Annotated in this window: 24 protein-coding genes, 1 pseudogene and 1 other annotated feature; of the genes and pseudogenes, 17 read left to right on the top strand and 8 right to left on the bottom strand. The window is 59.7% G+C overall.

Annotation, left to right across the window (positions count from 1 at the left end; genetic code table 11):
• Window positions 1–37 precede the first annotated feature (37 nt).
• The 3 genes and pseudogenes from A2G06_08095 to A2G06_08105 all read left to right on the top strand — a co-directional run bounded on the left by A2G06_08095 (window position 38) and on the right by A2G06_08105 (window position 3,413).
• On the top strand, window positions 38–685 hold the full coding sequence (locus tag A2G06_08095; GenBank protein ANA40265.1) for a DNA-binding protein: 648 nt from the start codon (window positions 38–40) through the stop codon (window positions 683–685).
• Between the two features lie 286 nt (window positions 686–971).
• On the top strand, window positions 972–2,336 hold the full coding sequence (locus A2G06_08100; protein ANA40266.1) for a hypothetical protein: 1,365 nt from the start codon (window positions 972–974) through the stop codon (window positions 2,334–2,336).
• A gap of 133 nt (window positions 2,337–2,469) precedes the next feature.
• A pseudogene (locus A2G06_08105) lies at window positions 2,470–3,413 on the top strand (hypothetical protein).
• A gap of 8 nt (window positions 3,414–3,421) precedes the next feature.
• Here the strand turns inward: A2G06_08105 and A2G06_08110 are convergent.
• The gene (locus A2G06_08110) at window positions 3,422–4,822 is read right to left on the bottom strand and encodes a chromosome partitioning protein ParA (GenBank protein ANA40267.1); all 1,401 of its coding nucleotides are present in this window, start codon (window positions 4,820–4,822) and stop codon (window positions 3,422–3,424) included.
• Window positions 4,823–4,919: 97 nt separating this feature from the next.
• On the opposite strand from A2G06_08110, the gene A2G06_08115 reads away from it, so the two are divergent.
• The 6 genes from A2G06_08115 (at window position 4,920) to A2G06_08140 (ending at window position 11,031) form a co-directional block, all read left to right on the top strand.
• Complete coding sequence (locus A2G06_08115) at window positions 4,920–6,263, top strand: exodeoxyribonuclease VII large subunit (protein ID ANA40268.1); 1,344 nt, start codon at window positions 4,920–4,922, stop codon at window positions 6,261–6,263.
• 66 nt (window positions 6,264–6,329) lie between these two features.
• Window positions 6,330–6,560 carry an exodeoxyribonuclease VII small subunit gene (locus tag A2G06_08120; GenBank protein ID ANA40269.1) on the top strand — a complete coding sequence of 77 codons (231 nt, stop codon included), beginning with the start codon at window positions 6,330–6,332 and terminating at the stop codon, window positions 6,558–6,560.
• A gap of 43 nt (window positions 6,561–6,603) precedes the next feature.
• Complete coding sequence (locus A2G06_08125) at window positions 6,604–7,497, top strand: polyprenyl synthetase (GenBank protein ID ANA40270.1); 894 nt, start codon at window positions 6,604–6,606, stop codon at window positions 7,495–7,497.
• On the top strand, window positions 7,497–9,377 hold the full coding sequence (locus tag A2G06_08130) for a 1-deoxy-D-xylulose-5-phosphate synthase (GenBank protein ID ANA40271.1): 1,881 nt from the start codon (window positions 7,497–7,499) through the stop codon (window positions 9,375–9,377). Before A2G06_08125 ends, A2G06_08130 begins: the two co-directional genes overlap by 1 nt.
• 77 nt (window positions 9,378–9,454) lie before the next feature.
• Window positions 9,455–9,745 (top strand): molecular chaperone DnaJ, encoded by a 291-nt coding sequence (locus A2G06_08135; GenBank protein ID ANA40272.1) that lies wholly within the window; start codon window positions 9,455–9,457, stop codon window positions 9,743–9,745.
• A 56-nt stretch (window positions 9,746–9,801) separates the two neighbouring features.
• Window positions 9,802–11,031, top strand: coding sequence for a hypothetical protein (locus tag A2G06_08140; GenBank protein ANA41634.1), 1,230 nt, complete (start codon window positions 9,802–9,804; stop codon window positions 11,029–11,031).
• 68 nt (window positions 11,032–11,099) lie between these two features.
• Here A2G06_08140 and A2G06_08145 read toward each other — a convergent pair whose 3' ends face one another.
• The 4 genes from A2G06_08145 to A2G06_08160 form a co-directional block, all read right to left on the bottom strand.
• Window positions 11,100–12,560, bottom strand: a complete 1,461-nt coding sequence (locus A2G06_08145) for a cytochrome C (protein ID ANA40273.1) — start codon at window positions 12,558–12,560, stop codon at window positions 11,100–11,102.
• A gap of 94 nt (window positions 12,561–12,654) precedes the next feature.
• Window positions 12,655–12,730: a binding site (cyclic di-GMP riboswitch class I), on the bottom strand.
• A gap of 237 nt (window positions 12,731–12,967) precedes the next feature.
• Complete coding sequence (locus tag A2G06_08150) at window positions 12,968–13,240, bottom strand: cytochrome C (protein ID ANA40274.1); 273 nt, start codon at window positions 13,238–13,240, stop codon at window positions 12,968–12,970.
• A 46-nt stretch (window positions 13,241–13,286) separates the two neighbouring features.
• A complete protein-coding gene (locus A2G06_08155; protein ID ANA40275.1) occupies window positions 13,287–13,910 on the bottom strand; it encodes a phosphoribosylglycinamide formyltransferase in 624 nt (207 codons plus the stop codon).
• A 27-nt stretch (window positions 13,911–13,937) separates the two neighbouring features.
• Entirely contained in the window at window positions 13,938–14,984 is a 1,047-nt protein-coding gene (locus tag A2G06_08160; protein ANA40276.1) for a phosphoribosylformylglycinamidine cyclo-ligase, read from the bottom strand.
• A gap of 133 nt (window positions 14,985–15,117) precedes the next feature.
• Here A2G06_08160 and A2G06_08165 point away from each other — a divergent pair, with 133 nt between their 5' ends.
• The 4 genes from A2G06_08165 (at window position 15,118) to A2G06_08180 (ending at window position 18,490) form a co-directional block, all read left to right on the top strand.
• The gene (locus A2G06_08165) at window positions 15,118–15,600 is read left to right on the top strand and encodes a ribosomal-protein-alanine N-acetyltransferase RimI (protein ID ANA40277.1); all 483 of its coding nucleotides are present in this window, start codon (window positions 15,118–15,120) and stop codon (window positions 15,598–15,600) included.
• Window positions 15,590–16,405, top strand: coding sequence for a dihydroorotate dehydrogenase (locus tag A2G06_08170; GenBank protein ANA40278.1), 816 nt, complete (start codon window positions 15,590–15,592; stop codon window positions 16,403–16,405). Before A2G06_08165 ends, A2G06_08170 begins: the two co-directional genes overlap by 11 nt.
• Window positions 16,406–16,427: 22 nt before the next feature.
• Window positions 16,428–17,345, top strand: a complete 918-nt coding sequence (locus A2G06_08175; protein ID ANA40279.1) for a dihydroorotate dehydrogenase — start codon at window positions 16,428–16,430, stop codon at window positions 17,343–17,345.
• Window positions 17,346–17,428: 83 nt separating this feature from the next.
• Complete coding sequence (locus A2G06_08180) at window positions 17,429–18,490, top strand: lysine 2,3-aminomutase (GenBank protein ANA40280.1); 1,062 nt, start codon at window positions 17,429–17,431, stop codon at window positions 18,488–18,490.
• Here the strand turns inward: A2G06_08180 and A2G06_08185 are convergent.
• The 3 genes from A2G06_08185 to infA form a co-directional block, all read right to left on the bottom strand.
• A complete protein-coding gene (locus A2G06_08185; GenBank protein ANA40281.1) occupies window positions 18,471–19,394 on the bottom strand; it encodes an EF-P lysine aminoacylase GenX in 924 nt (307 codons plus the stop codon). The two genes, A2G06_08180 and A2G06_08185, sit on opposite strands and share 20 nt — an antisense overlap.
• Before the next feature lie 5 nt (window positions 19,395–19,399).
• Window positions 19,400–19,963, bottom strand: a complete 564-nt coding sequence (locus tag A2G06_08190) for an elongation factor P (GenBank protein ANA40282.1) — start codon at window positions 19,961–19,963, stop codon at window positions 19,400–19,402.
• Window positions 19,964–20,248: 285 nt separating this feature from the next.
• Window positions 20,249–20,467 (bottom strand): translation initiation factor IF-1, encoded by a 219-nt coding sequence (gene infA / locus A2G06_08195; protein ID ANA40283.1) that lies wholly within the window; start codon window positions 20,465–20,467, stop codon window positions 20,249–20,251.
• Window positions 20,468–20,753: 286 nt separating this feature from the next.
• On the opposite strand from infA, the gene A2G06_08200 reads away from it, so the two are divergent.
• From A2G06_08200 to A2G06_08215, 4 genes are all read left to right on the top strand, one after another.
• Window positions 20,754–21,152, top strand: coding sequence for a hypothetical protein (locus tag A2G06_08200; protein ANA40284.1), 399 nt, complete (start codon window positions 20,754–20,756; stop codon window positions 21,150–21,152).
• Window positions 21,145–22,461: an RNA methyltransferase gene (locus A2G06_08205; GenBank protein ID ANA40285.1), complete on the top strand. Its 1,317-nt coding sequence runs from the start codon at window positions 21,145–21,147 to the stop codon at window positions 22,459–22,461. The genes A2G06_08200 and A2G06_08205 overlap by 8 nt, the downstream gene beginning before the upstream one ends.
• A gap of 191 nt (window positions 22,462–22,652) precedes the next feature.
• Window positions 22,653–23,666 (top strand): hypothetical protein, encoded by a 1,014-nt coding sequence (locus A2G06_08210; protein ID ANA40286.1) that lies wholly within the window; start codon window positions 22,653–22,655, stop codon window positions 23,664–23,666.
• A gap of 121 nt (window positions 23,667–23,787) precedes the next feature.
• Entirely contained in the window at window positions 23,788–24,066 is a 279-nt protein-coding gene (locus A2G06_08215; GenBank protein ANA40287.1) for an integration host factor subunit beta, read from the top strand.
• The last annotated feature ends 54 nt before the right edge of the window (window positions 24,067–24,120 follow it).

A 24,120-nucleotide genomic window follows, 5' to 3' on the forward strand; every position in this document is an offset into this window, starting at 1 on the left:
AGTAGATTAACTATAGTTAAGGTAAGGGTCTATCGTAATGGTTGCACAGAGAAAAATAGCGATGACAGAGGAGAGGGGAGAAGAGGGGCCTGCTCTACACATCAATTCGTTTGGTGGCCTTTCCATTTCCTATCAGGTGACTCCCATAAGCATCGTTTGGGAAAGCCAGAAGGCCAGGATTCTTTTCTGTTATCTCCTTATTTCCTACGATCAGTGGCTGCACAGGGACAAACTCATTGAAATGATCTGGCCCGGCTGTGATCTTTCCTCCGGCGCAAAAAATTTCAAGACTACCCTCAGCAGGCTGCGCAAGTCATTTTCCGGCCCTCGCACCGTAAATCCCGTCTTAAGCCTGGGAGAAGCCATCAGGCTCGATTATTCCGTTTTTTCTCTTGATTCCAGCCAGTTTAAATATCATGCCTCTTCTGGCATAAAAATGCTGGCCCGGGGTGAGATCTCGCTGGCAAGGAAGTATCTGGAAACTGCTCAGGACCTTTACCGTGGGCCCTTTTTACCCGAAGAACCATTTGATCCCTATATTTCCGCGGAGCGCAACGAACTGGAGAAACTGCACACGTCCGTGCTGTCATCACTTGAGAAGGTATACCAAATTGAAGGCAATCAGGATGCTGTTGAGGCTATAACTCTCCTTAGGAATGTTGCGGGGATGGCTCACCAGTCCTGATGAGCCGTCTCATGCAGCAAATCTGTAAGTATTGACTGAAATATTCAGCACAACAGGTCTCGCCAACTCCTTTCCCTCTCCTCACTCTGTGACTGCTGCGCCTTTTTATCTTCCATTCGTACGAACTTTCTTTCGATTCACTTTGGTGGCACATCTAACCGTAATCCGTTACATTTTCCTTCGGGGATGTGAGCATCCGCGCTGTGTAGATTTTCTGCAAAGTTGCAGGGCTGTTTTGTGGTACGATGGCTCATATGAGCTTACCCGGTGATTGTGAGGAGTCGCAATGAATAAGTCCGCGATACGTGGCGCTCTGGCCTGTGCGTTTTTTATCCTTGCTGTCAAGACGCTTGCGTTCGGCGCCGGTGGCAGCCTTTCGGCGTACCCATCGGGGAGCGATGTGCTGATCTCCGCCACAGGGTTGTCCAATGTCAGTGGCATTGAAATCGATGCAACGTATGAACCTTCCTCGATAGGCAATGCCCAAGTGACGAAGCTGAGCGGTTTCCAATGGATGATTTTCGTCCCGAATACAACTGTTCAAGGTAAGTTTTACATTGCTATGCTGAGTGAGCCACCGCTGTCCGGGTCGGGTCCTCTTGTCAGAATCAGCTTTCCCACAACATTCAGTGGGGCGGTCATTATGACGATTAATTACAGGATAACCTTTAGCGATTATAGTATTCAGAGGAAGACTCTCAAGGTTACCCTTAATAGGGGGACAACACAGTCCAGTGACACCTCCACGACGCAATCGACCGACTCCCTCGTAACATCTGACCAGAGACAAAACCCTGCAGGCGATCCCGGTACCTCCGTAACGGATGGAACTGCTCAGGTGCCTTCGGCAGGCGCAACGTCGGGCGACGCTGCTCATCGAGGAGGAACCGTCGTATTGCCGGGGATGATAACGTCTGGGGCTGTTGATAACGATGCGCGTGTTTCCGCAGGGAAGCCGTCTGCTGCGGAACAGACCGCGCCGCCTGAAGAGCCTCCACAGGCGCAAGCGGACGGCGCGAATGAGAGCGGAGAACAGCACGCTTCGCCCCCAGAGGCCGAGCTGCCAGTGTCAGAGCCGGAAGTGAAACCTGCACCTGTGACCCAGGAGGGGTATGCCGTCCTCGGCAGCGTGGTTGCCCGCTTCCGCAACTACACGGGTGCGAGAGCCCCCAAGGCGCTCATGGCACTGTTCAAGGAACCCGTGGCAGATACCATCAGTCAGGAACCTGCAATCTGCCTCACTGACGGCAAAACCGCCGTTCGCATCACTGTGGATCTCACGGGGGGAGAAAAGGCCGCGCCCAACTTCGCATTGAGAGGAGCGGCGCTCAAGTCACTCAAAAAGGGGGGCGAGAACCGCTGGCTGGTGGAGGCGCTGCCGGAGGCCGGTGCTGTGGAGGCGACTCTCATCATCGTGACTGGCCGAAAGATGGTGGAGTATCCCCTCACCGTCGCGCCGCGGGCAGACGTCGACATGGACGGCAAAGGGCGCGTGACCGAGGCGGATTTCCTGCTCTTCCTTGCCCGGAAACCGGCGGGCTCGTCCCGCTCTTTTGATCTGAACGGCGATGGCAAGGTCGACTATCTCGATGATTACATTTATACAGCCAATTATCTTGTGGCCACGGAAGAACAAACGATGCGAAACTAGGCCGTATCCTCCATAGTCCATGAAAGCCCGCCTGCAGCCCACGGCGGGCTTTCATGTCTCGTCAGGATACGGTTTCACCCCTCGCTGAGCTATGGTATTATTATGGGCCGAATCTCCCAACCAAGGAGCCTCTGTGGCCTCACCACGTAAAACTGTCAGAACGAACCGCAGAAAACGGAATTCTTACCGCGTGCCACTTATTGGCATGGCTCTGGTCGTCATAGCGGTCATCGCCGCTGTTGTCTTCCTTGACCGTACGCACCGCAGACAGCCGGCCGTGCAGCAGGCTCCGCCTCCTGCGGTGGAGCGCCACAAGCTTCCCCCCCGCGGACCGGACCGGCCCGTTGTCCACGAGGATTACACAGGGGTCATTCACCACCCGGCCGAACCACAGCGCACACAACGCCCAACGGGACCGGGAACCTTGCCGTCGTCATCGACGACATGGGAAAGGGGCTCCCTGAAGCGCGCGCCCTGATGGATATCGGCATCCCGCTCACCTTTGCCATCATACCTGGCCTGCCGAAGGTCAGGCGGGTTGCAGAGGAGGCCCGGCAGCGGGGAATCGAGGTAATGGTGCACCTGCCTATGGAGCCCAAGGGATATCCCGAAAGGCGCCTTGAGGCGAACGGACTCCTCCTCTCCCTGGGCGACGATGAGATTGTCGGCCGGGTGAACGGTTACCTGAACGAGATCCCCCAGGCAGTCGGGGCGAATAATCACATGGGCTCGGAGTTCACGGAGAATCGTCAGAAAATGGCCGTGGTGATGGGGGTGCTGAAGGAGAGGGGGCTGTTCTTTGTGGACAGCAAGACGTCTCCGGTTTCGGTGGGGGATGCCGTGGCACGGGAAATGGGGGTGCGCACGGCGGTGCGGAACGTATTTCTCGACAATATCCAGGAGCCGGGTTACATCGCGAAACAACTTCGCCAGGCCGCTTCGATCGCCCGGAAGCGGGGCAGCGCCATAGCGATCTGCCATCCGCACCCGGCCACTATCCAGACCCTTGCCGCCGAGTTGCCGCGCCTGCGGGACGAGGGGATCACCTTTGTGTCGGTGTCGAGGCTGGTCAGGTAGCTGATACGCTATGACGAGGCGATCTGGGCCGCGATGTGCTGCTTGAGCCTGGTAAGGCCCCGGTAGCTCTCGTCCCGCAGAATCCCCTGGGGATTGTCCCGCATTACCGGGTGGACGAGGATGAAACGATCGGAGCTTCCTGCACCGGCTGTTCCCAACGCTTCGGTCATGAGGGTGTAAAGCCTGCTGCGTTCCCGCCGCAGCAACCCTCCTTCGTATTCCCTGAGGGGGTAATTCTTCTTGATCAGGAGCGTGCCGTCGAGACTGAACCGATGGAACTCCACGGCGCCACCGTTCGACGCCGGCCGGAAGACAAAGGCCGACTCCCGGGACGAATCGCGCATGAGATGAACCGTCGGGGCGTCATCCACCATGCTTACGTCCATGTTGTAGATGTTGGTCATGAGCATGGTGAGGAAGCACTCTTCCTCAAAGAATCCGGCCGCGCTGCCGTCGGACACCTCGAAGTAGAACGAGTGCCGGCCTTTTCCATCGTCGCTGGCCGGTTTGCCGCAAAGCAGGCACTGGCTCTTGATCCCTGAAAGCCGCGCGAAAAACTCTTCCTTCTTGCGACTTTCCTCGGTCTGGAGCCACTTGTGGAAGAGGAGAGAACGGGGCTCCGTGGTGGCGTGGTACTCGTTGATGAGAATCTGGGCCAACTGGGCGAACTGGCCGTGGACTTCGGTCCACTTGGCATGGGTCAGAATCGGATAGATTTTGCCGTCCGGGTTGGTAGTGAGGCTTTCCACCTTGGGACTCTTGGATATGTACACGTCGAGGCAACGGTACCCGCGGTTGATGGCGTAGGCCTTGAGCAGCGTTTTCTGGTCGTTGAAGGGACCGTCGAACTTGATCCGTTCGTCCACGAGGCAGGGGATGAGGCTGAGACTCTTGCGGTCGAGCCCCCGCTGTTCGAACAGCGCGAAGATGTTGCGGCAATTCTCCAGGCTCGGCATGTCCTTGACCGGGATGATGGCCCGATCCGCCGCGAACAGGGCATTCTGGGTGAACATGTCCAGGTCGGGCCTCGTGTCGATGATGAGAACACCGGGGATGCGCGAGGCGGCCAGGAGCCGCGCCAGGACCATGGGCCCCCGGATGGAGCCTTTCAGGTCGTTGAGACTGGATGACGAAGGGATGTAGCCGACTCCGTACTGACCGGTGTGGATCAGGTCGCGGGGCGGAGATTCCATGAGCAGGTCGGCCACGCTGCCGGTCAGCCTCTGCCCCTTGATCTCGAACATCCGGTCTACGGTGAAGTGGTTGTCGAAGGAAAAGATGGTAACCGGCAGATTCTCGTCGAGGGCCTTCAGATAGATTGCCAGGTTTGTGGCAAGAGTGGTCTTGCCGACCCCTCCCTTTTCCGAGGAGACAGTGATAACATAAGGGTAATTCTGCATGGGGCACATACTACACTGTCCGCCTGACAACGGTCAACCCGGTTTGACAGGCCATTGCCCCTGAATTGTATCTCTTTGATACTAAATGATTTTACTCGGGACGACCGTGGATATTTTTTCTGAAAAACGAATTTTGACCGTGTCCCAGCTCACCTCGCTCATCCGCGGGGTGCTCGAGGAAAACTTCGAGCACGTGTGGGTGGAAGGGGAGGTTTCCAATCTCGCCACGCCGGCTTCCGGCCACCTCTACTTCACTCTGAAGGACGGGGCGGCCCAGATCCGCTGCGTCATGTTCAGGGCATCATCCAGGGCACTGAAATTTCGCCCCCGGGACGGGATGGGCCTTATCGTCCGCGGGAGAGTCACGGTGTACGATCAGCGGGGAGAGTACCAACTGCTGGTGGAATACCTAGAACCTCGCGGCATCGGGGCCTTGCAACTGGCTTTCATCCAGTTGAAGGAACAGTTGGCCCGGGAGGGGCTGTTCGCTGACGAGCACAAGAAGCCCATTCCATCGCTGCCCCAGAAAATCGGAGTGGTCACCTCGGCCACGGGGGCGGCCATCCATGACATCCTCACCGTGCTGAACCGCCGTTTCGCCAACGTAGAGATCCTCATCCGCCCGGTCAAGGTCCAGGGGGAGGGGGCTGCGGAAGAAATCGCCGGGGCCATCGACGACTTCAACCGCTACGGCGCCATCGACGTGATGATCGTCGGGCGGGGGGGCGGATCGCTCGAAGATCTGTGGGCATTCAACGAGGAAACGGTGGCGCGGGCCATCCATCGCTCGCGTATCCCGGTGATCTCCGCCGTTGGGCACGAAGTGGACTTCACCATCGCCGACTTTGTCGCCGATCTGCGTGCCCCCACGCCGTCGGCGGCGGCCGAACTGGTGGTGAAGAGCAAAGAGGAGCTTGCCGCCCGTCTCGAATTCCTCAGGCACCGGCTTGTCCAGGGGGTGCGGCAGGTGCTGGCCGAGGGAAGAGCCGGGATCGACGGTCTCAGCCGCTCCCTGCGTGACCCGTCCATGCTGGTGGGACACCTGTCGCAGCGAATCGACGACCTGTCGGCCCGGCTTGAGCGCGGGGCAGCGAACAGTGTCCGCCGTCACCGCGGCAGTCTCGATCTGCTGACCACCAATCTGCGCCTCACCAACCCAGCCGTCAGGATCGAGCGGGCCCGTGAAAGGGCCATGGTCCTTGCCGGGCAAAACGAGGCGCTGCTCCGCCGCTTTCTGGACCATCTCAGGGAGGAGTCGCTCGTGGCGGCTGCGCGGCTCGATACGCTTTCGCCCCTGGCCACCATGGCCCGGGGATACAGTATCGTGCTGAAGCTTCCCGAGCGGCGCCTTGTTACCGACAGTGCCCGCCTGGCGCCGGGAGACCGGGTGGAATTGCGCCTTCGCCGCGGCCGGGTCGGCTGTTGCGTGGAATCCAGCAACGACACGTGACAAACCTTGACTCACCCTGTCCGGGCGCTATAATGACCCCTCCATTTTCATATTCGGGATAAAACAATGGCTGTTGAAAAATTCGAAACCGCGCTGAAAAAGCTGGAAGACGTGGTCAGGAAGCTGGAGGGAGGAGACCTTTCCCTCGACGATTCGCTCAAGGCCTTCGAAGAAGGGGTCAAAATGGCCTCTTTCTGCACGAAGAAACTGGACGAGGCCGAGAAAAAGGTGGAACTTCTCCTGAAAAAGAAAAACGGCACGTTCGTGCGCGAGGATTTCCGGCTGGACGACGAATAGGCCGGTTCCGCGCGCATGAACCCTCACGTGAAAGGATGGTCCGATGGATCTGAAAACGTATCTCAAAGAACGCTGTGCCCTGGTGGACGAGGCATTGGGACGCCATCTGCCGGCCGAAGACGATCTTCCATCCTCGGTGCACCGCGCCATGCGCTATTCGGTTTTTGCTGGTGGGAAGCGGGTCCGCCCGATCCTGATGCTGGCAGCCTGCGACGCCGTTGGAGGCGATACGGCGCTGGCCCTGCCGGCGGCCTGCGCCATGGAGATGATCCATACCTACTCTCTCATCCATGACGACCTGCCGGCAATGGATGACGATGATTTCCGCCGCGGGCGGCCAACGAATCACAAGGTGTTTGGCGAGGCCATTGCCATCCTTGCCGGAGACGCCCTGCTCACCGAGGCGTTTATTCTCATGAGCTCTCCCTCCTATGCTGCCGCGGTTGGAAACGATCGGCTCCTGCCAGTCATTCACGAGATTGCCCTCTGTGCCGGTTCCCGGGGAATGGTCGGCGGACAGGTGATCGACATGGAGAGCGAGGGGAACAAGGAGATCGATCTGGCAACGGTCCAGTACATTCACACCCGCAAGACCGGTGCCCTGATCAAGGCATCCATAAAGGCGGGAGCAGTGCTGGGCGGGGGCGATGCCGACGCTGTCAAGGCGATGACGCGCTATGGCGAAGCCATTGGCCTGGCGTTCCAGATTGCCGACGACATCCTCGATATCGAGGGAACCACCGAGCAGATCGGCAAGGACGCGGGCAGCGACGAAGCTCGGGGGAAAGCCACCTATCCGGCCGTGCTGGGCCTGTCCGAATCCAAGCGGCGCGCCCAGGAACTTCTCGATCTCGCCATTGAGGCCCTTTCGCCCTTTGACCACCGGGCTGACCCTCTCAGGGAAATCGCCCGGTACATCGTGTCACGGAAATCATGATGTCACGCATTCTCGACAGGATAGATTCTCCCTCGGACCTGAAGGGACTCTCTGTGGCCGACCTGGGGATCCTTGCAGAGGAGATCCGGCAGGAAATCATAGCCGTCTGCTCCCGCAATGGCGGTCACGTAGCTCCAAGTCTCGGCGTGGTGGAACTTACCCTGGCGCTGCACCGGGTATTCGCCTCGCCCGAGGATAAAATCGTCTGGGACGTGGGCCACCAGGCCTATGCCCACAAACTCGTGACCGGTCGCCGGGACCGGTTCGCAACCCTGCGGACCCTCGGAGGGATCAGCGGCTTCCTCAAGCGTGCCGAGTCGCCCCACGACGTGTTCGACGCCGGCCATGCGTCCACCTCCATTTCCGCCGCCTTGGGGCTTGCGGCTGCCCGTGACCTCGCCGGCAGGAAGAACAAGGTGGTGGCGGTCATCGGCGACGGCTCCATGACCGGCGGCATCGCCTACGAAGGGCTCAACCATGCGGGGCACCTGAACCGCGATCTGGTCGTGGTCCTGAACGACAACGAGATGTCCATCGCCGAGAACGTGGGGGCTCTCTCCAATTTCCTGAGCCGCACCGTTACCAGCGAGTTCGTTCATACCCTGAAGAAGGATGTGGAAAGCTTTCTCGAGGGGCTCGACCGGATCGGCCGGAACGTTCTCAAGGTGGCAAAGCGGGCAGAGGAGTCTCTCAAGGGGCTCTTTACGCCGGGTATGCTCTTCGAGGCCTTCGGGTTCGAGTATATCGGCCCCATCGACGGCCACGACATCGGCCGCCTCACGGAAACCTTCGAAAAGGTCAGGCGGTTCGATGACGCGGTCCTGGTCCATGTCCTGACCAAAAAGGGGAAGGGGTTTGCCCCGGCCGAAGCCAAACCGTCGCTTTTCCACGGGGTCGGCCCCTTTGACCCGGTCAGCGGTGAAATCGTAAAAGGGAAGGGCGGGGCCGCATCCTACACGGGTGTCTTCGGCCAAGCCCTGACACGGATTGCCGACGAAGACGAGCGGGTCGTCGCCATCACTGCGGCCATGCCCGACGGTACGGGCCTCGGCTCCTTTTCGGCCCGCCACCCCGCTCGCTTCTGCGATGTGGGGATTGCGGAGCAACACGGTGTAACCTTTGCCGCCGGCCTTGCAGCCGAGGGGTTCCGGCCGGTCTTCGCCATTTACTCTTCGTTCCTGCAGCGTGCCTATGACCAGCTCTTCCACGATGTCTGCCTCATGAACCTGCCGTTGACCTTTGCCATCGACCGCTCCGGCGTCGTGGGGAGCGACGGTCCGACCCACCACGGCCTTTTTGACCTGTCCTACCTGCGCACCCTGCCCAACATGGTCATCATGGCCCCCAAGGACGAAAACGAGCTGCAGCACATGCTCAAGACCGCCATCGCCCACGATGGCCCTGCAGCGGTCCGCTATCCCCGCGGCAATGGCCTGGGCGTTCCCCTTGACCAGTCACTGGTTCCGATCCCTCTGGGCACGTCGGAAGTGCTCCGTGCCGGCAACGGCACCTGCGTTGTGTTGGCGGTGGGCACCATGGTCGGGCCTGCCCTCGAAGCGGCCGCCACCCTTGAAGGTGAGGGCATTGACCTGACCGTGGTCAACGTCCGGTTTGTGAAGCCCCTCGACCGGGAACTCATTCTGTCGTATGCCGACCGGGCAGGAGTGCTGGTGACCATTGAGGAAAACGTCCTTCAGGGGGGGTTCGGCTCAGCCGTGCTCGAACTGCTTGCCGACGAAGGCGCAGAAGGCGTTGCCGTGCATCGGCTCGGTTTCCCGGACCGTTACGTGGAGCAGGGTGAGCAGCATGAACTGCGGTCACGCTACGGCCTCGATGCCGAGGGGATCGCCGGACGGATCAGGGTGTTGTCCACGCGCTAGCTGTGGATCCATACCTCCTGCCGGGCGCAATGGTTGGACTGACATGCGCTCCGGGCCATCATCGATGGGGGCAGCCGATGCACTATGCAGATCTCGTCAAGTCTCTGGAAATATTCGGACTATCCGACCGGGTGACGCTACGGGAGATCAAGGCCCGTCACCGGGAACTCGTGCGGCGCCATCATCCCGACACGGGAGAAGAGGGCGACCCTGAGCGAATCCGGCTCATCAACGGGGCCTATGCCCTGCTTCGCAAGTACGCCGACGGTTACCGCCTCTCTTTCTCCGAAGATGAGTTCTACGAGCAAAACCCCGATGAACGGCTTCGGATGCAGTTTGAAGATGCTCCTCTCTGGGGCATGCGTTGAACGCCATCCAGAAACACCGCCTGCGGTTTACCCTTCCCCTGCTGCTCGGTGGCTTTATGGCCGCCGTCCCGCCGGCAACCGGCGCCGACCCGATCGCCCAGAACAACTACGGTGTCCAACTCATTGAGCGCGGCGAGGTGGAAAAGGCCATAGAGCAACTGGAACAGGCCTTTTCTCTCTTTTCCCTGGACCCGACGCTGAGGGATAACCTTGCCGCGGCCCACGCCCTTCTCGGGCGGAAACTGCTGGAGAGCAAATCCTACGGGGAGGCGGCACGGCATTTCGGCCGCGGCAGCGAGCTCTATCCCGACGAACCCCGTTTTCATCTTTTGAGGGGAATCGCCTTTTCCCTGGCCAAGAATGGAGAAATGGCCCGTTACGAGCTTTCCCTGGCCCGGTCCCTCGGCGGAGATACGGCAGAAGGTCTGTATTTTCTGGGCAAAACATATTACGACACGGGTGAGACCGATCAGGCCATGGCTTTGTGGGAAAAAGCCGCGAACCTTGCGCCCTCCGAGTCCTTCCTGGCCGGACTGCTGGAAAAGGTGCGGCGTGAGCAGTCGGTCGAGGAACGGATGGAGCGGGGGCATAGTTCACGCTTCATTGTTTCTTACGACAGCGGAACGAAGACCGGCAGCGCCCTGGCAATTCTTGATCTGCTTGAGGAATTCTATAATTCGGTCGGCACCGATGTGGGGTATTTCCCCGCCTCACGGATTCCGGTCATACTCTATACCCGCCAGGACTACCGGGAGGTCACCCGGTCGCCCCACTGGTCGGGCGGATTGTATGACGGCAAAATCCGTCTCCCTGTCGGCGGCATAACCGAGATCACACCGGATATCCGGGCAACCCTGCGCCATGAATATGCTCATGCCGTCGTCATCGACCTGACCCGCGGCAATTGCCCCACCTGGCTGAACGAGGGGATTGCCGAAATCCAAGGGCGTCTGGAGTATAGCCCACCACTCGGCGAGTTGGGAAAGGCGGCTAAGCGTGGTGAGTTCTTGCCGCTGAAACGCCTCGAAGGATCATTTGCCGGACTTGAAGGTAACGAGGTGCGTCTTGCCTACGAGCAAAGCTATTCCCTTGTCAACTTTATCGTTTCCGCCCACGGATGGCATCGGGTTCGGATGGTCCTCGAATACCTGGGGAACGGCTTGCCGCTCGGCAAGGCCATGAACCGAGCGTTTGCCGACGTGGGGCTCGATTATGACGGTCTGTTTGCCCAATGGCGCGATCATGCGCTGAGAGAGTTTGGTGGCGGAGACGCTCCGGAGCGATAAGCCGGATTCCGGTAAAATAGAAAACGGCCTGCAAAAGCAGGCCGTTTTCTATTGGAGGTCAGTGCTGATCAGTTTGCGTTGACAAAGGTCTTAAGATTCGCAAGATCCGCGGCGGTGAGCGTAATTCCCTTGTGCCCCGAAACGCCGGCGGTGAACTTTCCGTCAATTTTCGTCCCGGCTTGGGAGAGGCTCGGAGCACTGCCGGAAGCGTCATAGGTGCCCAGGCGGTGACAGGATGCGCACCGGCTGTCGTAGACGGTCTTGCCCGGGTCGACGGTGGGCGTCGGAGTCGGCGTAGGGGTGGGCGTCGGTGTAGGTGTGACAGCCGATGCCAGCGAGGTGGCTATCGCCTGAACTTCAGCGGAAGTGAGGGTGGAAAGGAACCCCATGCCGCCACGATTGCCGGAGATGGCCGACTGGATTGCCGATACGGTTTTTGTCTGGATGTCAGAGTTCGCGAGTGAGCCATGGCATGCCTGACAGTTGCTTCCGTAGAGGGCCGACCCATCGGGCGCCGGAGTGGGCGTAGGCGTAGGGGTGGGTGTCGGGGTCGGCGTGGGAGCAGGAGCAGGCGCCAAGACGTCGACGATTGCCTGGAGCTGAGTTGCGGTCAGGGGAGAGAGGAACCCCATGCCTCCGGCATTCGCGCTTACGGCACTCTGGAGGCGCGCAAGCGTTGTGCCTTTTTTCTCAGAGGTGGCCAGGGCACCGTGACAGGCCGCACAATTGGCTGCGTAAAGTCCTTGTCCGTCTGTCGCCGGAGTGGGGGGAGCCGGCATGTTGCCCATGGTGAAGGTTCCGCCGTTAATGTTCGTCAGGGGAGCGCTGAAGATCGGCGCATTGGTGGACCTGTTGGCGACTACCATGGTGCCGGCACCGAGCTGAACCCGGATCACGTCCAGAACAGCGTCGAGACCGGTGTGGTTGGCCGTGAAGGGGGCGGTGATCGGGTGCACATTGGCACCGTATTGGTCGAGCAGGGGTTTGAGTTGGGTGCGCAGGGCAGCTACGGCAGCCGGCAGGTTGGCACTGATGATTTCGAGCATCGCAGGGGATGGGGATGCATAGACTGTCGCGGCCGGGTCGCTTACGCCGGCGGCGCTGGCCAGTGCCGCATTGGATAGCGGATTGATGTTCGCGGTGCCGGGGCCGGATGCAAACGAACAGATGGTTACGGCAGTCCCGCCGGAGGTGCCGTCCGCCTTCAGGATATACGGCGGCGTCAAACCGGTAACGTCGATGGTGAAGGAGCCGTCTGCGGAGGAAGTGGTGGTTTTTTCCACCGCCGGTGATGAAGAGTCCTTGAGGCGGATCGTGCCCACGAGGGGGGCTCCGGTGGCTGCCACCCCCGATACCGTAGCAGTTGTCGGCGTGGCCGTCGAGGTAGCAGTGGTGGAACCGCCTCCGCCGCCACAGCCGCCAAGTGCCATAAGTGCCGTGATCATGAGCATGATCAGGCTGGTGAACGTTTTCCGGGGCAGCGTGCCCTGTCGTGTCTGGAGCGAAATAAGCCCGTTACGTGCGGTCATTCAGTTTCCTCCCTGAGCGCGTGGTAGTGTACCGGACCAGAACGATCCGGCAGCCCGAGCACACAAAAGCCGGGGCCTGATATCGTTCAGATATTTCGGCGACCCGGCTGTCTCAGGGAGACCCTTAGGCTTTCCGCCCCATCCTCGCGGATGGTTTAGTATTGTCGTGTATCTGATTCGGTTGGTGAATTGCTGACTATAGAACTAACAAACCTCGTATTTGAATGTCAACACAAAATGTTTTTTGAATGTTACCTTATTGAAATGACAAGTGATTGTAAGGTGTTGAATGGCTGAGTTTTGTGCCGTTTTGCGCTGGACGAATCGAGGTTTTCCTTTTTTGCAATGAAAAAGCCGGTCACCCAAAGGATAACCGGCTTCACGTTTCTCTTCTCTTGCGGGCGGGGCTAGCCCCTGTGGCAGAGCTTGCACTTCGTGGGCCCCGCCCCCCGTACCTCGTGGCACCCCTTGCAGGTCTTGTGGGCGTATTCTTTGCCGAAATTTGTTATTTTGCCAGGGGTTTTCTCGTGACAGTTCCTGCATTCCCTGATGAATTCCGAGTGTCGTTTGTGGGTGAAGGTGACGGCGCCGCTTTTGGACGGGAACAGGATGACATCAGCCGCGAGGCCGGCAGAGGCGGTTAGAAGCATGGCAGCGAAGAGAATGACCGTTCGTTTCATGGCACCGTTCCTCAATGGCGGAGTATCCGGAGGACATGTTGCGTGATCAGGCCCCCGGCGGAAGCATGGACACCTTTCTCCCCTCGATCCTGAGGCGTCTCTCAGCAAAGAGCCGGACAGCCTCGGGATAGGTCCGGTGCTCTTCGACCTGGATACGGGCCGAAAGGGAGGCTTCATCGTCATCATCCAGAACCGGAACAACCGCCTGGATGATGATCGGTCCCGTGTCGGTGCCTTCGTCGACAAAGTGCACGGTGCATCCGGAGAACTTGACTCCGTACCGGAGCGCCTGGGCCTGGGCGTGGAGCCCGGGAAAGGCGGGCAGAAGGGCGGGATGGATATTCATGACCGCATTGGGGAAGGCGTCAAGCAGCACCGAAGTAACGATACGCATGAATCCCGCCAGGACGACGAGTTGGACCCCGTGGCCGCGCAGGGTCTCCACCAGGGCCGCGTCATAGGATTCACGGCCGCCATGGGCCCTGTGATCGATATGGATGGCGGGTATGCCGTGCTTTCTTGCCCGTTCGAGGCCAAAGGCGTCAGCCTTGTTGCTGATGACGCAGGCAATTCTCACCGGAAGCGAGTCAGCCTCGATCCGGTCGATGATCGCCTGGAGGTTCGAGCCATTGCCCGAAACGAGAACTCCGACTGCAAGCGGTTCGATCATAGGGCCTCCCACGATGCCACGTCTCCGTTATACGAGTTCGACCATCTCGGCGCCGGGCTCGCACTTGACGACCTCGCCGATGACGAAGGCCTTCTCCTGGAGTCCCGAAAGGCGGATGAGTATCTCGTCGGCCTCGTTTTCGGGTACGGCCAGCACCATGCCGATTCCACAGTTGAACGTGCGGTACATTTCATCCCGCTCAACGGATCCTGCTTCCTGAAGCAGGGAGAAAAGGGGCGGGAGCGGGCATCTGTCCAGATGTACCAAGGCCTTGCAGCCGTTGGGGAGCACGCGGGGAACGTTTTCCAGCAGGCCGCCGCCGGTAATGTGCGCGATGCCGTTCACGTGGAAGTCCCTCAGCAGGTTGAGGATGGACTTGACGTAGATTTTGGTTGGGGTGAGCAGGGCATCGGCCACGGAGGTGCCGAGCCCAGGCAGAATGGAGTCGATGCCGAGCCCCATGGATTCAAAGATAATCTTGCGGGCGAGCGAATAGCCGTTGCTGTGCAGGCCGCTGGAGGCGATGCCCACGAGACGGTTGCCCACCGTGATCGACGATCCGTCGATGATGTTGTCGCGCTCGACCACGCCCACGGTGAACCCGGCAAGGTCGTATTCGCCGGGCTGATAGAAACCGGGCATCTCCGCCGTCTCGCCGCCGATAAGGGCACAGCCGGCCTGGACGCATCCCTCCGAGATCCCTTTGACCACCGCGGCTCCCCGCTGGGGATCCAGTTTGCCCGTGGCGAAATAGTCGAGGAAAAAGAGCGGTTCGGCTCCCTGGACGACGATGTCGTTGACGCACATGGCCACCAGGTCGATGCCAATGGTATCATGCCGATCGGCCATCATGGCTATCTTGAGCTTGGTGCCGACGCCGTCGGTTCCCGAAACCAGGACGGGGTTGCGATACTTGTTGGTGTTCAGGGAAAAGAGCCCGCCAAAGCCGCCGATGTCCGAGATGACCTCGGGCCTGGAAGTGGCTTTCACGAACGGCTTGATGAGCCCCACAAACGTGTTGCCGGCATCGATGTCGACACCGGCGTCCTTATAGGTAAAACCTTTCTTTGTCACTACGTTTCCTCCCGTTAAAAGAAGTGAAAATCTATCGCATGAACCGGTAAATGTCAAACCCTATCTGGCGCGGTTTGAGGCCCGAAAAAAGGGTTTACAAGGGGGTATCCTTCGCCTATGATGCGTACGCTCGATGAATACCGCAGATTACCCGACAATAATGCCCATGACCGCAGGCGATCTGGACGAGGTTCTGAAGATCGAATCCGACTCGTTCCCCCGCCCCTGGACCAGGGATCACTTCGTTGCAGAACTCGCATCCCCCCGTTCTTTCCCCGTTGTCGCCCGGTCGCCGGATGGGCTCGTGGCGGGGTATATCTGTCCGTCACTCCTTTTCGACGAGGGCGAGATACTCGATGTGGCCGTGCGCCGGGATTTTCGCGGGCAGGGTATTGGCGCTCTGCTGGTGACCCATGTCCTGGCAGAGCTTGCCGGGCGGGGCGCCCGGACCGTTCACCTGGAGGTCCGCGTGTCGAATGCCGCCGCCAGGGCGCTTTACCGCCGCCTCGGATTTGCCGAAACCGGCCGACGGCCGGGATACTATGAAAACGGCGAGGATGCCGTGCTGATGACCTATTCAATTAACGAAGGAGAGGGCTCACCCCATGCAGTTTAAGGCGATGATCATCTCGAACCACGAGGTTTCTCCCGGCTACTTCCGCATGAGAGTGTCCGCGCCTCCCGAACTGGCCGATTCCAGACCGGGACAGTTCATCATGGTGCGGGTCCGGGACGCCATCGACCCCCTGTTGCGGCGCCCCTTCGGCATCTTCGACGTGGGTACCGTGGCTTCCGAGTTCTCCGGCTGCGGACCGCAGACCTATGTGGAAATGCTGTACAAGGTGGTGGGGAAGGGGACCGCAACACTCTCCACCTATCACCATGGCGACCACGTGGACCTTCTGGCCCCTCTCGGCACCGGCTTCGACCTGGGCGATCCGGACGAAGAGAAGATTCTCGTGGGCGGAGGCATCGGTATCGCCCCGCTCTACTATCTGGCCAAAAAGCTGGTGGAGCACTCGCGGGTCCGTTTCTTTCTGGGCGGCAGGACCCGGGACGACATCCTTTGCGTGACCGAGTTCGAACGGCTCGGCGTGGAAACCTACGTGGCGACCGACGACGGCACCCTCGGCGACCGGGGCTTCGTGACGGACGTCATGGAGCGCCACATCCGGGGCGCGGCGGGCAGGAGAACCATCTATGCCTGCGGCCCCATGCCCATGCTTCAGGCCGTGGCCGGCATCGCCGAGCGAACCGGCGTATCCTGTCAGGTTTCCCTTGAAGCGTATATGGCATGCGGCATGGGGGCGTGCCTTGGTTGCGTGGTGAAGGGGAAGGAGCATTCCGACGAGTCGCCGGACTACCGTTGCGTGTGCAAGGATGGCCCGGTTTTCGCCTTTGATCAGTTGAAATGGGTATAGCGCCCCGGAGCGAGGAGCACTAATGCAGAAACCTGACCTTTCCGTTGATGTTGCGGGTATCACGCTGAGAAACCCGGTCATGACCGCTTCGGGAACCTTTGGCTACGGCGAGGAGTTCTCGGAGTACGTGAACCTGGAGGCCATCGGCGCCATCATTACCAAGGGGCTGTCCCTGAGGCCCAAGGCCGGCAATCCGACCCCGCGCATCGTTGAAACCACCGGCGGAATGCTGAACGCCATCGGTTTGCAGAATGTGGGCATTGATGCCTTTATCGAAAAAAAGGTGCCTTTTTTCCGCACGGTTGCCACGCCGGTCATTGTCAACTTTTTCGGAAACACCCTTGAAGAATACGCCGAGCTCGCCGAGCGCCTGGACCGGATACCCGAAGTGGCCGCCGTTGAAATCAACATCTCGTGCCCGAACGTCAAACATGGCGGGATCGTTTTCGGCACAGACCCCAAGGCCGCCTATTCGGTGGTAAAGGCCGTGCGGGAGTCCACCATCAAGCCGGTGATCGTCAAGTTGTCGCCCAATGTGACCGACATCGTGGAGATGGCCTGGGCCTGTGCCGATGCGGAAGCCGACGCACTTTCCCTTATTAATACCCTCACCGGCATGGCCATTGATCTGGACAAGCGCCGTCCAATCCTGGCCAACGTGACCGGTGGCCTCTCCGGGCCGGCGGTGAAACCGATCGCGCTGCGCATGGTCTGGCAGGTTGCCAGGGCGGTGAAGATTCCGGTTATCGGCATCGGGGGCATCATGACCGGCATCGATGCTCTGGAGTTCATGCTTGCCGGCGCAACGGCCGTGCAGGTTGGCACCGCCAACTTCCTGGATCCGGGCGCTGCGGGCCGGATTGCGGCGGAAATGGAGCGGTACTTGGCGGATAACGGTATCGCCGATGTCAAGGAAATGATCGGCGCCCTGGAGGTCTGACGCCGGCAGCCAGCATGCATACCGATGCCAGAGGCGGGGACCGGTGTCTCCGCCTCTGGCCGTTTGCGGGAGGAGCAGAACGTATGGAAACCTGGCGGCGGCTGCTCGCCGACGCGGTCACCACAGCCGATGAGCTTGCCGGGCGGTTAGGGATCGAGGACGAACAGCTCGCGCCGGTCATCCGCCGCTACCCGATGCGGATCACTCCCGGCTACCTGCGTCTTGTTGAGGCGCCGGGAGATCCGATCTGGCGGCAATGCATCCCCGATCCGGCCGAACTGTGCGACGACCAGCAGGCCGACCCCCTACACGAGGAACGTCTCTCGCCGGTGCCGGGGCTCATCCATCGTTATCCCGATCGCGTCGTGTGGGTTGTATCGGGGGAGTGCGCGGTCTACTGCCGTTTCTGCATGCGGAAGCGTCAGGTGGGGTGCATGGTCTCCCGCCACAGCGAAGATCCCTTCAGCGAACCGTTGCGCTACATTTCCGAAACACCGGCGATTCGCGACGTGATCCTGTCGGGCGGGGATCCGCTTCTGCTGGACGATGAGCAGTTGGAGGAAATCCTTGCCCGCTTGGCTGCCATTCCCCACGTGGAAATGGTCCGCATCGGAACCCGAACCCCCGTTACGCTGCCCGAGCGAATCACGGCCAGGCTCTGTCGCATGCTCAAACGGTATCATCCCCTCTATGTGAACACCCACTTCAATCATCCCCGGGAGGTCACCGCCGAGGCGGCCAAGGCATGTGCGCGGCTTGCCGACGCAGGCATCCCCCTGGGCAACCAGTCCGTGCTCCTGGCCGGCGTCAATGACGACCCGGCAGTGATGACACGGCTCATGCAACTGCTTCTTTCCATCCGGGTCCGCCCTTACTACATCCACCAGATGGACCTTGTCCGGGGCACAGGACACTTCAGGACGCCGGTGGCAACGGGGCTGGAGATTCTCACGGCATTGCGGGGGAACACGTCGGGCATGGCCACTCCCCACTACGTAATTGATGCACCAGGGGGCAAGGGAAAGATACCGCTGCTCCCGGACTGCGTAAGCCGCCGGGGTGACCTGTGGCTGTTACGCACCTACACGGGGGAAACCATCGAATACCGTGATGTGGGGCAGCCGGCTACAGTTCTTCCGGGGTAAAGGCGACTACGTCGTCAATGGACTCAACATTGAGGAGAAGCATCACCAGGCGGTCGATGCCGAGGGCGATGCCGGCGGTGGGCGGCAGGTGGCGGAGTTCCGCGAGAAAGGGCTCGGGCAGGGGAATGACGCTTTTGCCGCGGGACTCCCGGAACCGTTTTTCCTGCTCGAAGCGGCTTCTCTGTTCAACGGGATCGGTCAGTTCCGAAAAGGCGTTGGCGAGCTCGACGCCGGCGATGTATAACTCAAACCGTTCGGCCAGTGACGGTTCATCCTGTTTCATGCGGGCGAGGGCACCGCGGTCGGCGGGATAGTCACAGATGAAGGTTGGTGTCGCGAAGCCGAGGCGCGGCTCAATGTCGTTAACCATGCACTCGTCGAAGGTATCGCTGGCCAGGGCCTCCTCCATGGTGCGGTCGCAGTGGCGTTCGAAGGCTTCTGCCACGGAGAGGCGCTCCCACGGCGCGCCGAGACGGATGTCTTTCCCCCTGACGTTCAGCACTTCCCCTATGCCGAGGGCTGCCGCCACGGCGCCGACGAGTTCCTCGCACTCGTCCATGAGCCCTTGGTAGTCTGTCCCGGCACGATACCATTCGAGCATGGTGAACTCGGGCAGATGCATGCTCCCCCGCTCGCCATCTCGCCAGCACCGCGAAATCTGGAACACCCTCTCGTACCCCGCTGCCACCAGCCGTTTCATGCACAGTTCGGGCGAAGTCTGGAGAAACCACGGACCGGAAGACACCGGATCGATGTGGGACTCGGGCGCAGGTGCCGGAATGCGAAGGGGGGTCTCGACTTCGAGATACCCCCCTTCAGTAAAAAAACGTCTGATTCCCGCAAGAATGCGGGCCCTGGCCCAGAGCGCTGAGCGCCTGCGGGCCAGGTTCCAGTTGCCGGTCATGGAGCCTATCCTTTGACCCGTGTTGAATATTCGCCTGAACGGGTATCGATGACGATCATCTCACCCTCCTCGATGAACGGGGGGACGCGGAGAGCATAGCCCGTCTCGACGGTGGCGGGCTTGGAATCGCTGCCCGAGGTATCGCCCTTGACCCATGGGTCGGTCTGGACAACGCGGAGATTGACGAAGTTGGGAAGCGTTACGCCGATTGCTTTCTCGCCGAAGAGAAGGATATCCACTTCAAGGTTGTCGATGAGGAAGTTTTTGGCATCGCCCACGGCATCTTCGTCCATCTGTACCTGTTCGAAGGTCTGGTTGTCCATGAAGGTGTAGTGGGTGTCTTCCTTGTACAGGTACTGCATCCGGCGCTCTTCGAGGCGCGCCGGCTCGAAGGTTTCCCCGGAACGGTAGGTGCGGTCGAGAATGACGCCGGTAATCATGTTACGCATCTTGGTGCGGTAGAGGGCCTGACCCTTGCCCGGCTTGGAGAATTCGAACGCAATGACCAGGTAGGGATCTCCGTCGAGGGTAAGCTTGAGTCCCTTCTTCAGATCGGCAACTGTGTACATAGATACTATCCTCTTTTCATGGGGGTATGTATTCCGAAACGGTATTTTTTATCCTAAAACCCAGCGGTTGTTAAGAAAAAAATACGGTGTCCGGCACCGGTCCATCACCTTTGTGCATTGATTCCCGTTATGAGTACGGACAGAACAGATAGCAGCAGGGCAGGAGAGGGGGCTCTGTTATCCGACGCCTGCGATACCACCGTGGCAGGAGGTCATCGGAAAAGACGGCGCGGTGAAAGAGGAGCGGACACGTGAGGGGGCCTGACGCCCCCTGGCGGGCTGCCGTTATTTGGCGCGATAGGTTATGCGACCACGGGTAAGGTCATAGGGGGAAAGCTCTACCGTGACCTTGTCGCCCGGAAGTATCTTGATGAAATACTTGCGCATCTTCCCCGAAATATGGGCAAGCACCACGTGTCCGTTTTCGAGCTCTACCCTGAACATGGCGTTCGGGAGGGGTTCGATGACGGTGCCTTCTACTTCAATTGCTTCTTCTTTGCTCATGGGGTGACCACTGCTCCTTAGCGCGGATGAATGATTGATTCGTATCAAACTTTGCTAAAGTACCCGCTGCTGCATTAAAATGCAAGCCGTTTTTCCAGCCGGCGGGGGCTTTGCGGCATCGTCGACCGGCCGGGAAAGCCCATGCGTAACCTCTGTCCTGGTCTGTTGCCGGAAGCGCCAACGGGGGAGATTGGCGGAGGATTATCACCTTTACTTCCATGGGGCAGGCGTATTATGCTCAATGCGTCATCACGAGATCCCCCAGCGAAGGTCAACTTAATACACTATGGCTACGGTATTGCGCGAAGTTCCCCTCCAGAACGGCCTCACGGTTCGTTTTTTGGACCATACGCGTCATTATTTCGGTGATTTTCACCTGGTGCGGCTGGAAATTGCCTGTGACATCCGGCTCGATGCCGCTCATTTCGACAATGCCGCCGCCTTCGAGGAGGCCCGCCGCCTTCTGGGCGATCACGTAAGCTACCGTCGTTTCGTCGAGCAGATGGGGGTTCCCACCTCCTCTACGGACGATGTGAAGCAGCAACTGATGGCGCATTTTACGAGCCATTCGCTCAGGTATGTTTCGTCTCACGCCTTCCCGGCACGGTTCGTTCACTCGGAGTTGGAACGCGCCCGCGGCAAACGGCTGAAAGCACCGGTGTTCCTTGTTTCCGGCCATGACTGAGGCGCGTGTCCGCATTGAATCCCTCGCCTTTGGCGGGGCCGGTTTCGGGCGGCTTGAAGGCAAGGCCTGCTTCGTGCCGTTTACCGCTCCGGGCGACCTCGTCCGCATCCGGGTTGCCGTGGACAAGCCGTCCTATCTGGAGGGCGAGGCACTGGAGATTCTTGAACCGTCCGCCGACCGCACCGCACCGCCGTGCCCGGTCTTCGGAATCTGTGGCGGGTGCTCGTGGCAGCACCTGCGCTACGATGCCCAGACGGAAGCCAAGGAACGCATCTTCGCAGATGCTCTGTGGCGTTTCGGACGGGTCGAGCGGGATGCCGTCGCCCCCTTTGCCGTTGCGAACAATCCCTTTGGCTATCGGTGCCGGGCCCAGTTCAAGGTGCGGTGGAGCGGCGGGCGCCTGCACATGGGCTTCTATCGCAGGGGATCCCACTATGTAATCGATGCGCCCGACGAATGCGCCATCTGTGCCCCTGCCATCAATCAGTCCCTGCGGGACCTGAGATCGGTTCTGCCGGATTTTCCCGAGCCGGACAAGATTCCCCAGATCGACGCTGCAACCGGCGAAGACGGGCAGGTTCTTCTGGTCGTACACTATATCGGAGACGATCCCGGTCGAACCAATGACTTTTTCCGCTCGATCCGGCCCAACCTGGCTTCGGTGACCGGCATTCATCTCCAGTGCGGACGCAAGGACTCCATCATGCCCGTCTGGGGAGCCGATTCGCTATCGTACGCCGTCCCCGGCCTGGGCGACAAGGGGCGCCCCCTGTCCCTGTCGTTCAGAAGGGGAGGGTTCTCCCAGGTTAACTATCGCCAGAATCGGGTGCTGGTGAGCAAAGCCCTGCAACTGGCAGGAGTGGAGCGTGGTCGGCGGGTGCTCGATCTGTTTTGCGGCAACGGCAATTTTTCGCTTCCCCTGGCATCCGGCGGAGCGCGGCTCGTCGGAATCGAGGACTACGGGCCATCAATCGACGACGCACGGAAAAACGCGGACTTCAACGGGATCAATGACGTGGAGTTTGTCGTAATCGACGCCGCAGACGGCACCCGCCGCCTGAGAGCGGCGGGTGAGCATTTCGACACGGTGCTCCTGGATCCTCCCCGGACCGGTGCCCGGAATGCGGTCGGCGAAGTGGCGATGCTGGCCCCGGAACGCATCGTGTATGTCTCCTGCGATCCGCCGACGCTCGGGCGCGATCTCGGGACGCTGCGCAAGGCGGGATACCGCGTGGTCGGCAGTCATGGCGTCGACATGTTTCCCCAGACCTACCACATAGAGAGCGTGACACTTCTGGTCCGCTCCTGACGTTACGCAGCAATGGCCCGACCCCGGTCGGCCAGATATTTGTTACTTTGGTGGCTAACCACATAAACGGCAAGCGCTTGCTTCGTTCTATCGGGGCGCGGAACGCAGCGAGCTGCCGCAGTGATTGAATGGTTAGTCACGGGATCAATAGTCATTAAGTACACCAAGTTAAGATTTTTCGGGAGGTAGTCATGTTTTTCAGGAAGCTGTTTCGCAAAGACCCCGCCAAATGTATGGAAAAGGGGGACAAGTTTCTTGCTGCCGGACGCTACGCCGATGCACGGGTAGCATTTGATGACGCGCTGGAAGCTCTTGACGCATCCGATCCGTCATCTGCGGGCCTGTCGGCTGCCATCAGGGAAAAGATGGCCATGGCCGGCAACCGCCTGGCGGAAGCCAATATCGAGGAGGCCGAGGCCTGCATCCGGGGGGGTGACATGCACAAGGCCGAGGATCACCTTAAATTGTCACTGGAGTTGGCAGATGACGTAACCATACGGGAAAAGACGGGAAAACTTCTCTCGTCACTGGAATCAGCTCCCCAGCCAGCCACGCATGTCCATTCAAAGAACTGTGGCGGGGGATGCTCGTCCTCAAGTTGCCATCCTAGCGATTCTGCGGAGATTTCAGAAGACGGCCTCTCTGAGTCGGACCGGTTTGAGCTCCTGGTTCGCCCCTTGCCGGGTGATTTGCCGGAGCGATATCTCGGTTTGGGAAAGGAATTTGCAGAAGGCTATTTGGCCGCTCACGACGGAGACCTCGGCACGGCATGGGTCATCTTTGAGCGTCTGCTTGCCCAGGGCGAAAACGATGTGCTCCTCTACGAGCTTTCACTCCTCTCGCACCGCGAGGGAGACCGTAGACGGTGTGAAGCGCTTCTGCGCCGCTGTTTGCAGCTCAACGAGGGAAATCCCCTCGGCAACCTGGGGCTTGTCCAGTTCCTGGCCGAGAGCAACCGCTTTGACGAGGCGATCGCTCTGCTGGAAAGCATGGTCGAACGGGACATTCTCCCTGAACAGGCAGAATTGTTCCTGGGAGACCTTCGGCAGGCCCGGGGAGAGCATGACGCGGCCATTGAGCATTACTCCCGGCTCCTTGGCGGCGCACTGAAAAAGGAGGCCGCACAACGGCTCGTACCAATGCTTGAGGCGAGCGGGCGCCACGCTGATGCTGCGTACGTGGCGAAACAACTGCGATGTTGTTGAAATTATTTGGACTTCATCGGTAAAGTTTCGCTCCTGCCCGCCGAAAAGATAGTAACGGATACTGTTCTCGCTTTCATGCGATGCAGATCGTAGTCTATTCACTTTATTGAGGAGGACGGGAATGAACAAATCCGAACTGATTGAGGCATTGGCGGCGGAGAAGGGCCTCACCTACAAAAAGGCTGAGGAAGTCGTCAATATTGTATTCGACGCCATGAGTAGTGCGATGATCCGCAATGAGCGAATTGAGATTCGCGGTTTCGGGAGTTTTGTCGTCAAGGATTACAAGTCCTATACGGGGCGCAATCCCAAAACCGGCGAACCCATAGAGGTCAAACCCAAGAAACTTCCATTTTTCAAGGTCGGCAAGGAGCTGAAGGAGCGCGTAGATAGTAACTGATTCCTGCTTGCACATCTGGTGAGTCGGTGGTCAAACTTCTATCTAGTCAGCGTT

The organism is Geobacter anodireducens (genome assembly GCA_001628815.1).
GTDB classification, from domain to species: Bacteria; Desulfobacterota; Desulfuromonadia; order Geobacterales; family Geobacteraceae; genus Geobacter; species Geobacter anodireducens.

Excerpts from the sequence above, each read along its gene's own strand:
- A2G06_08095 (ANA40265.1), top strand. The coding sequence starts at position 38 with ATGGTTGCACAGAGAAAAATAGCGATGACAGAGGAGAGGGGAGAAGAG.
- A2G06_08100 (ANA40266.1), top strand. The coding sequence starts at position 972 with ATGAATAAGTCCGCGATACGTGGCGCTCTGGCCTGTGCGTTTTTTATC.
- A2G06_08110 (ANA40267.1), bottom strand. The coding sequence starts at position 4,822 with ATGTGCCCCATGCAGAATTACCCTTATGTTATCACTGTCTCCTCGGAA.
- A2G06_08120 (ANA40269.1), top strand. The coding sequence starts at position 6,330 with ATGGCTGTTGAAAAATTCGAAACCGCGCTGAAAAAGCTGGAAGACGTG.
- A2G06_08125 (ANA40270.1), top strand. The coding sequence starts at position 6,604 with ATGGATCTGAAAACGTATCTCAAAGAACGCTGTGCCCTGGTGGACGAG.
- A2G06_08130 (ANA40271.1), top strand. The coding sequence starts at position 7,497 with ATGTCACGCATTCTCGACAGGATAGATTCTCCCTCGGACCTGAAGGGA.
- A2G06_08135 (ANA40272.1), top strand. The coding sequence starts at position 9,455 with ATGCACTATGCAGATCTCGTCAAGTCTCTGGAAATATTCGGACTATCC.
- A2G06_08140 (ANA41634.1), top strand. The coding sequence starts at position 9,802 with ATGGCCGCCGTCCCGCCGGCAACCGGCGCCGACCCGATCGCCCAGAAC.
- A2G06_08145 (ANA40273.1), bottom strand. The coding sequence starts at position 12,560 with ATGACCGCACGTAACGGGCTTATTTCGCTCCAGACACGACAGGGCACG.
- A2G06_08150 (ANA40274.1), bottom strand. The coding sequence starts at position 13,240 with ATGAAACGAACGGTCATTCTCTTCGCTGCCATGCTTCTAACCGCCTCT.
- A2G06_08155 (ANA40275.1), bottom strand. The coding sequence starts at position 13,910 with ATGATCGAACCGCTTGCAGTCGGAGTTCTCGTTTCGGGCAATGGCTCG.
- A2G06_08165 (ANA40277.1), top strand. The coding sequence starts at position 15,118 with ATGAATACCGCAGATTACCCGACAATAATGCCCATGACCGCAGGCGAT.
- A2G06_08170 (ANA40278.1), top strand. The coding sequence starts at position 15,590 with ATGCAGTTTAAGGCGATGATCATCTCGAACCACGAGGTTTCTCCCGGC.
- A2G06_08175 (ANA40279.1), top strand. The coding sequence starts at position 16,428 with ATGCAGAAACCTGACCTTTCCGTTGATGTTGCGGGTATCACGCTGAGA.
- A2G06_08180 (ANA40280.1), top strand. The coding sequence starts at position 17,429 with ATGGAAACCTGGCGGCGGCTGCTCGCCGACGCGGTCACCACAGCCGAT.
- A2G06_08185 (ANA40281.1), bottom strand. The coding sequence starts at position 19,394 with ATGACCGGCAACTGGAACCTGGCCCGCAGGCGCTCAGCGCTCTGGGCC.
- A2G06_08190 (ANA40282.1), bottom strand. The coding sequence starts at position 19,963 with ATGTACACAGTTGCCGATCTGAAGAAGGGACTCAAGCTTACCCTCGAC.
- infA (ANA40283.1), bottom strand. The coding sequence starts at position 20,467 with ATGAGCAAAGAAGAAGCAATTGAAGTAGAAGGCACCGTCATCGAACCC.
- A2G06_08200 (ANA40284.1), top strand. The coding sequence starts at position 20,754 with ATGGCTACGGTATTGCGCGAAGTTCCCCTCCAGAACGGCCTCACGGTT.
- A2G06_08205 (ANA40285.1), top strand. The coding sequence starts at position 21,145 with ATGACTGAGGCGCGTGTCCGCATTGAATCCCTCGCCTTTGGCGGGGCC.
- A2G06_08210 (ANA40286.1), top strand. The coding sequence starts at position 22,653 with ATGTTTTTCAGGAAGCTGTTTCGCAAAGACCCCGCCAAATGTATGGAA.
- A2G06_08215 (ANA40287.1), top strand. The coding sequence starts at position 23,788 with ATGAACAAATCCGAACTGATTGAGGCATTGGCGGCGGAGAAGGGCCTC.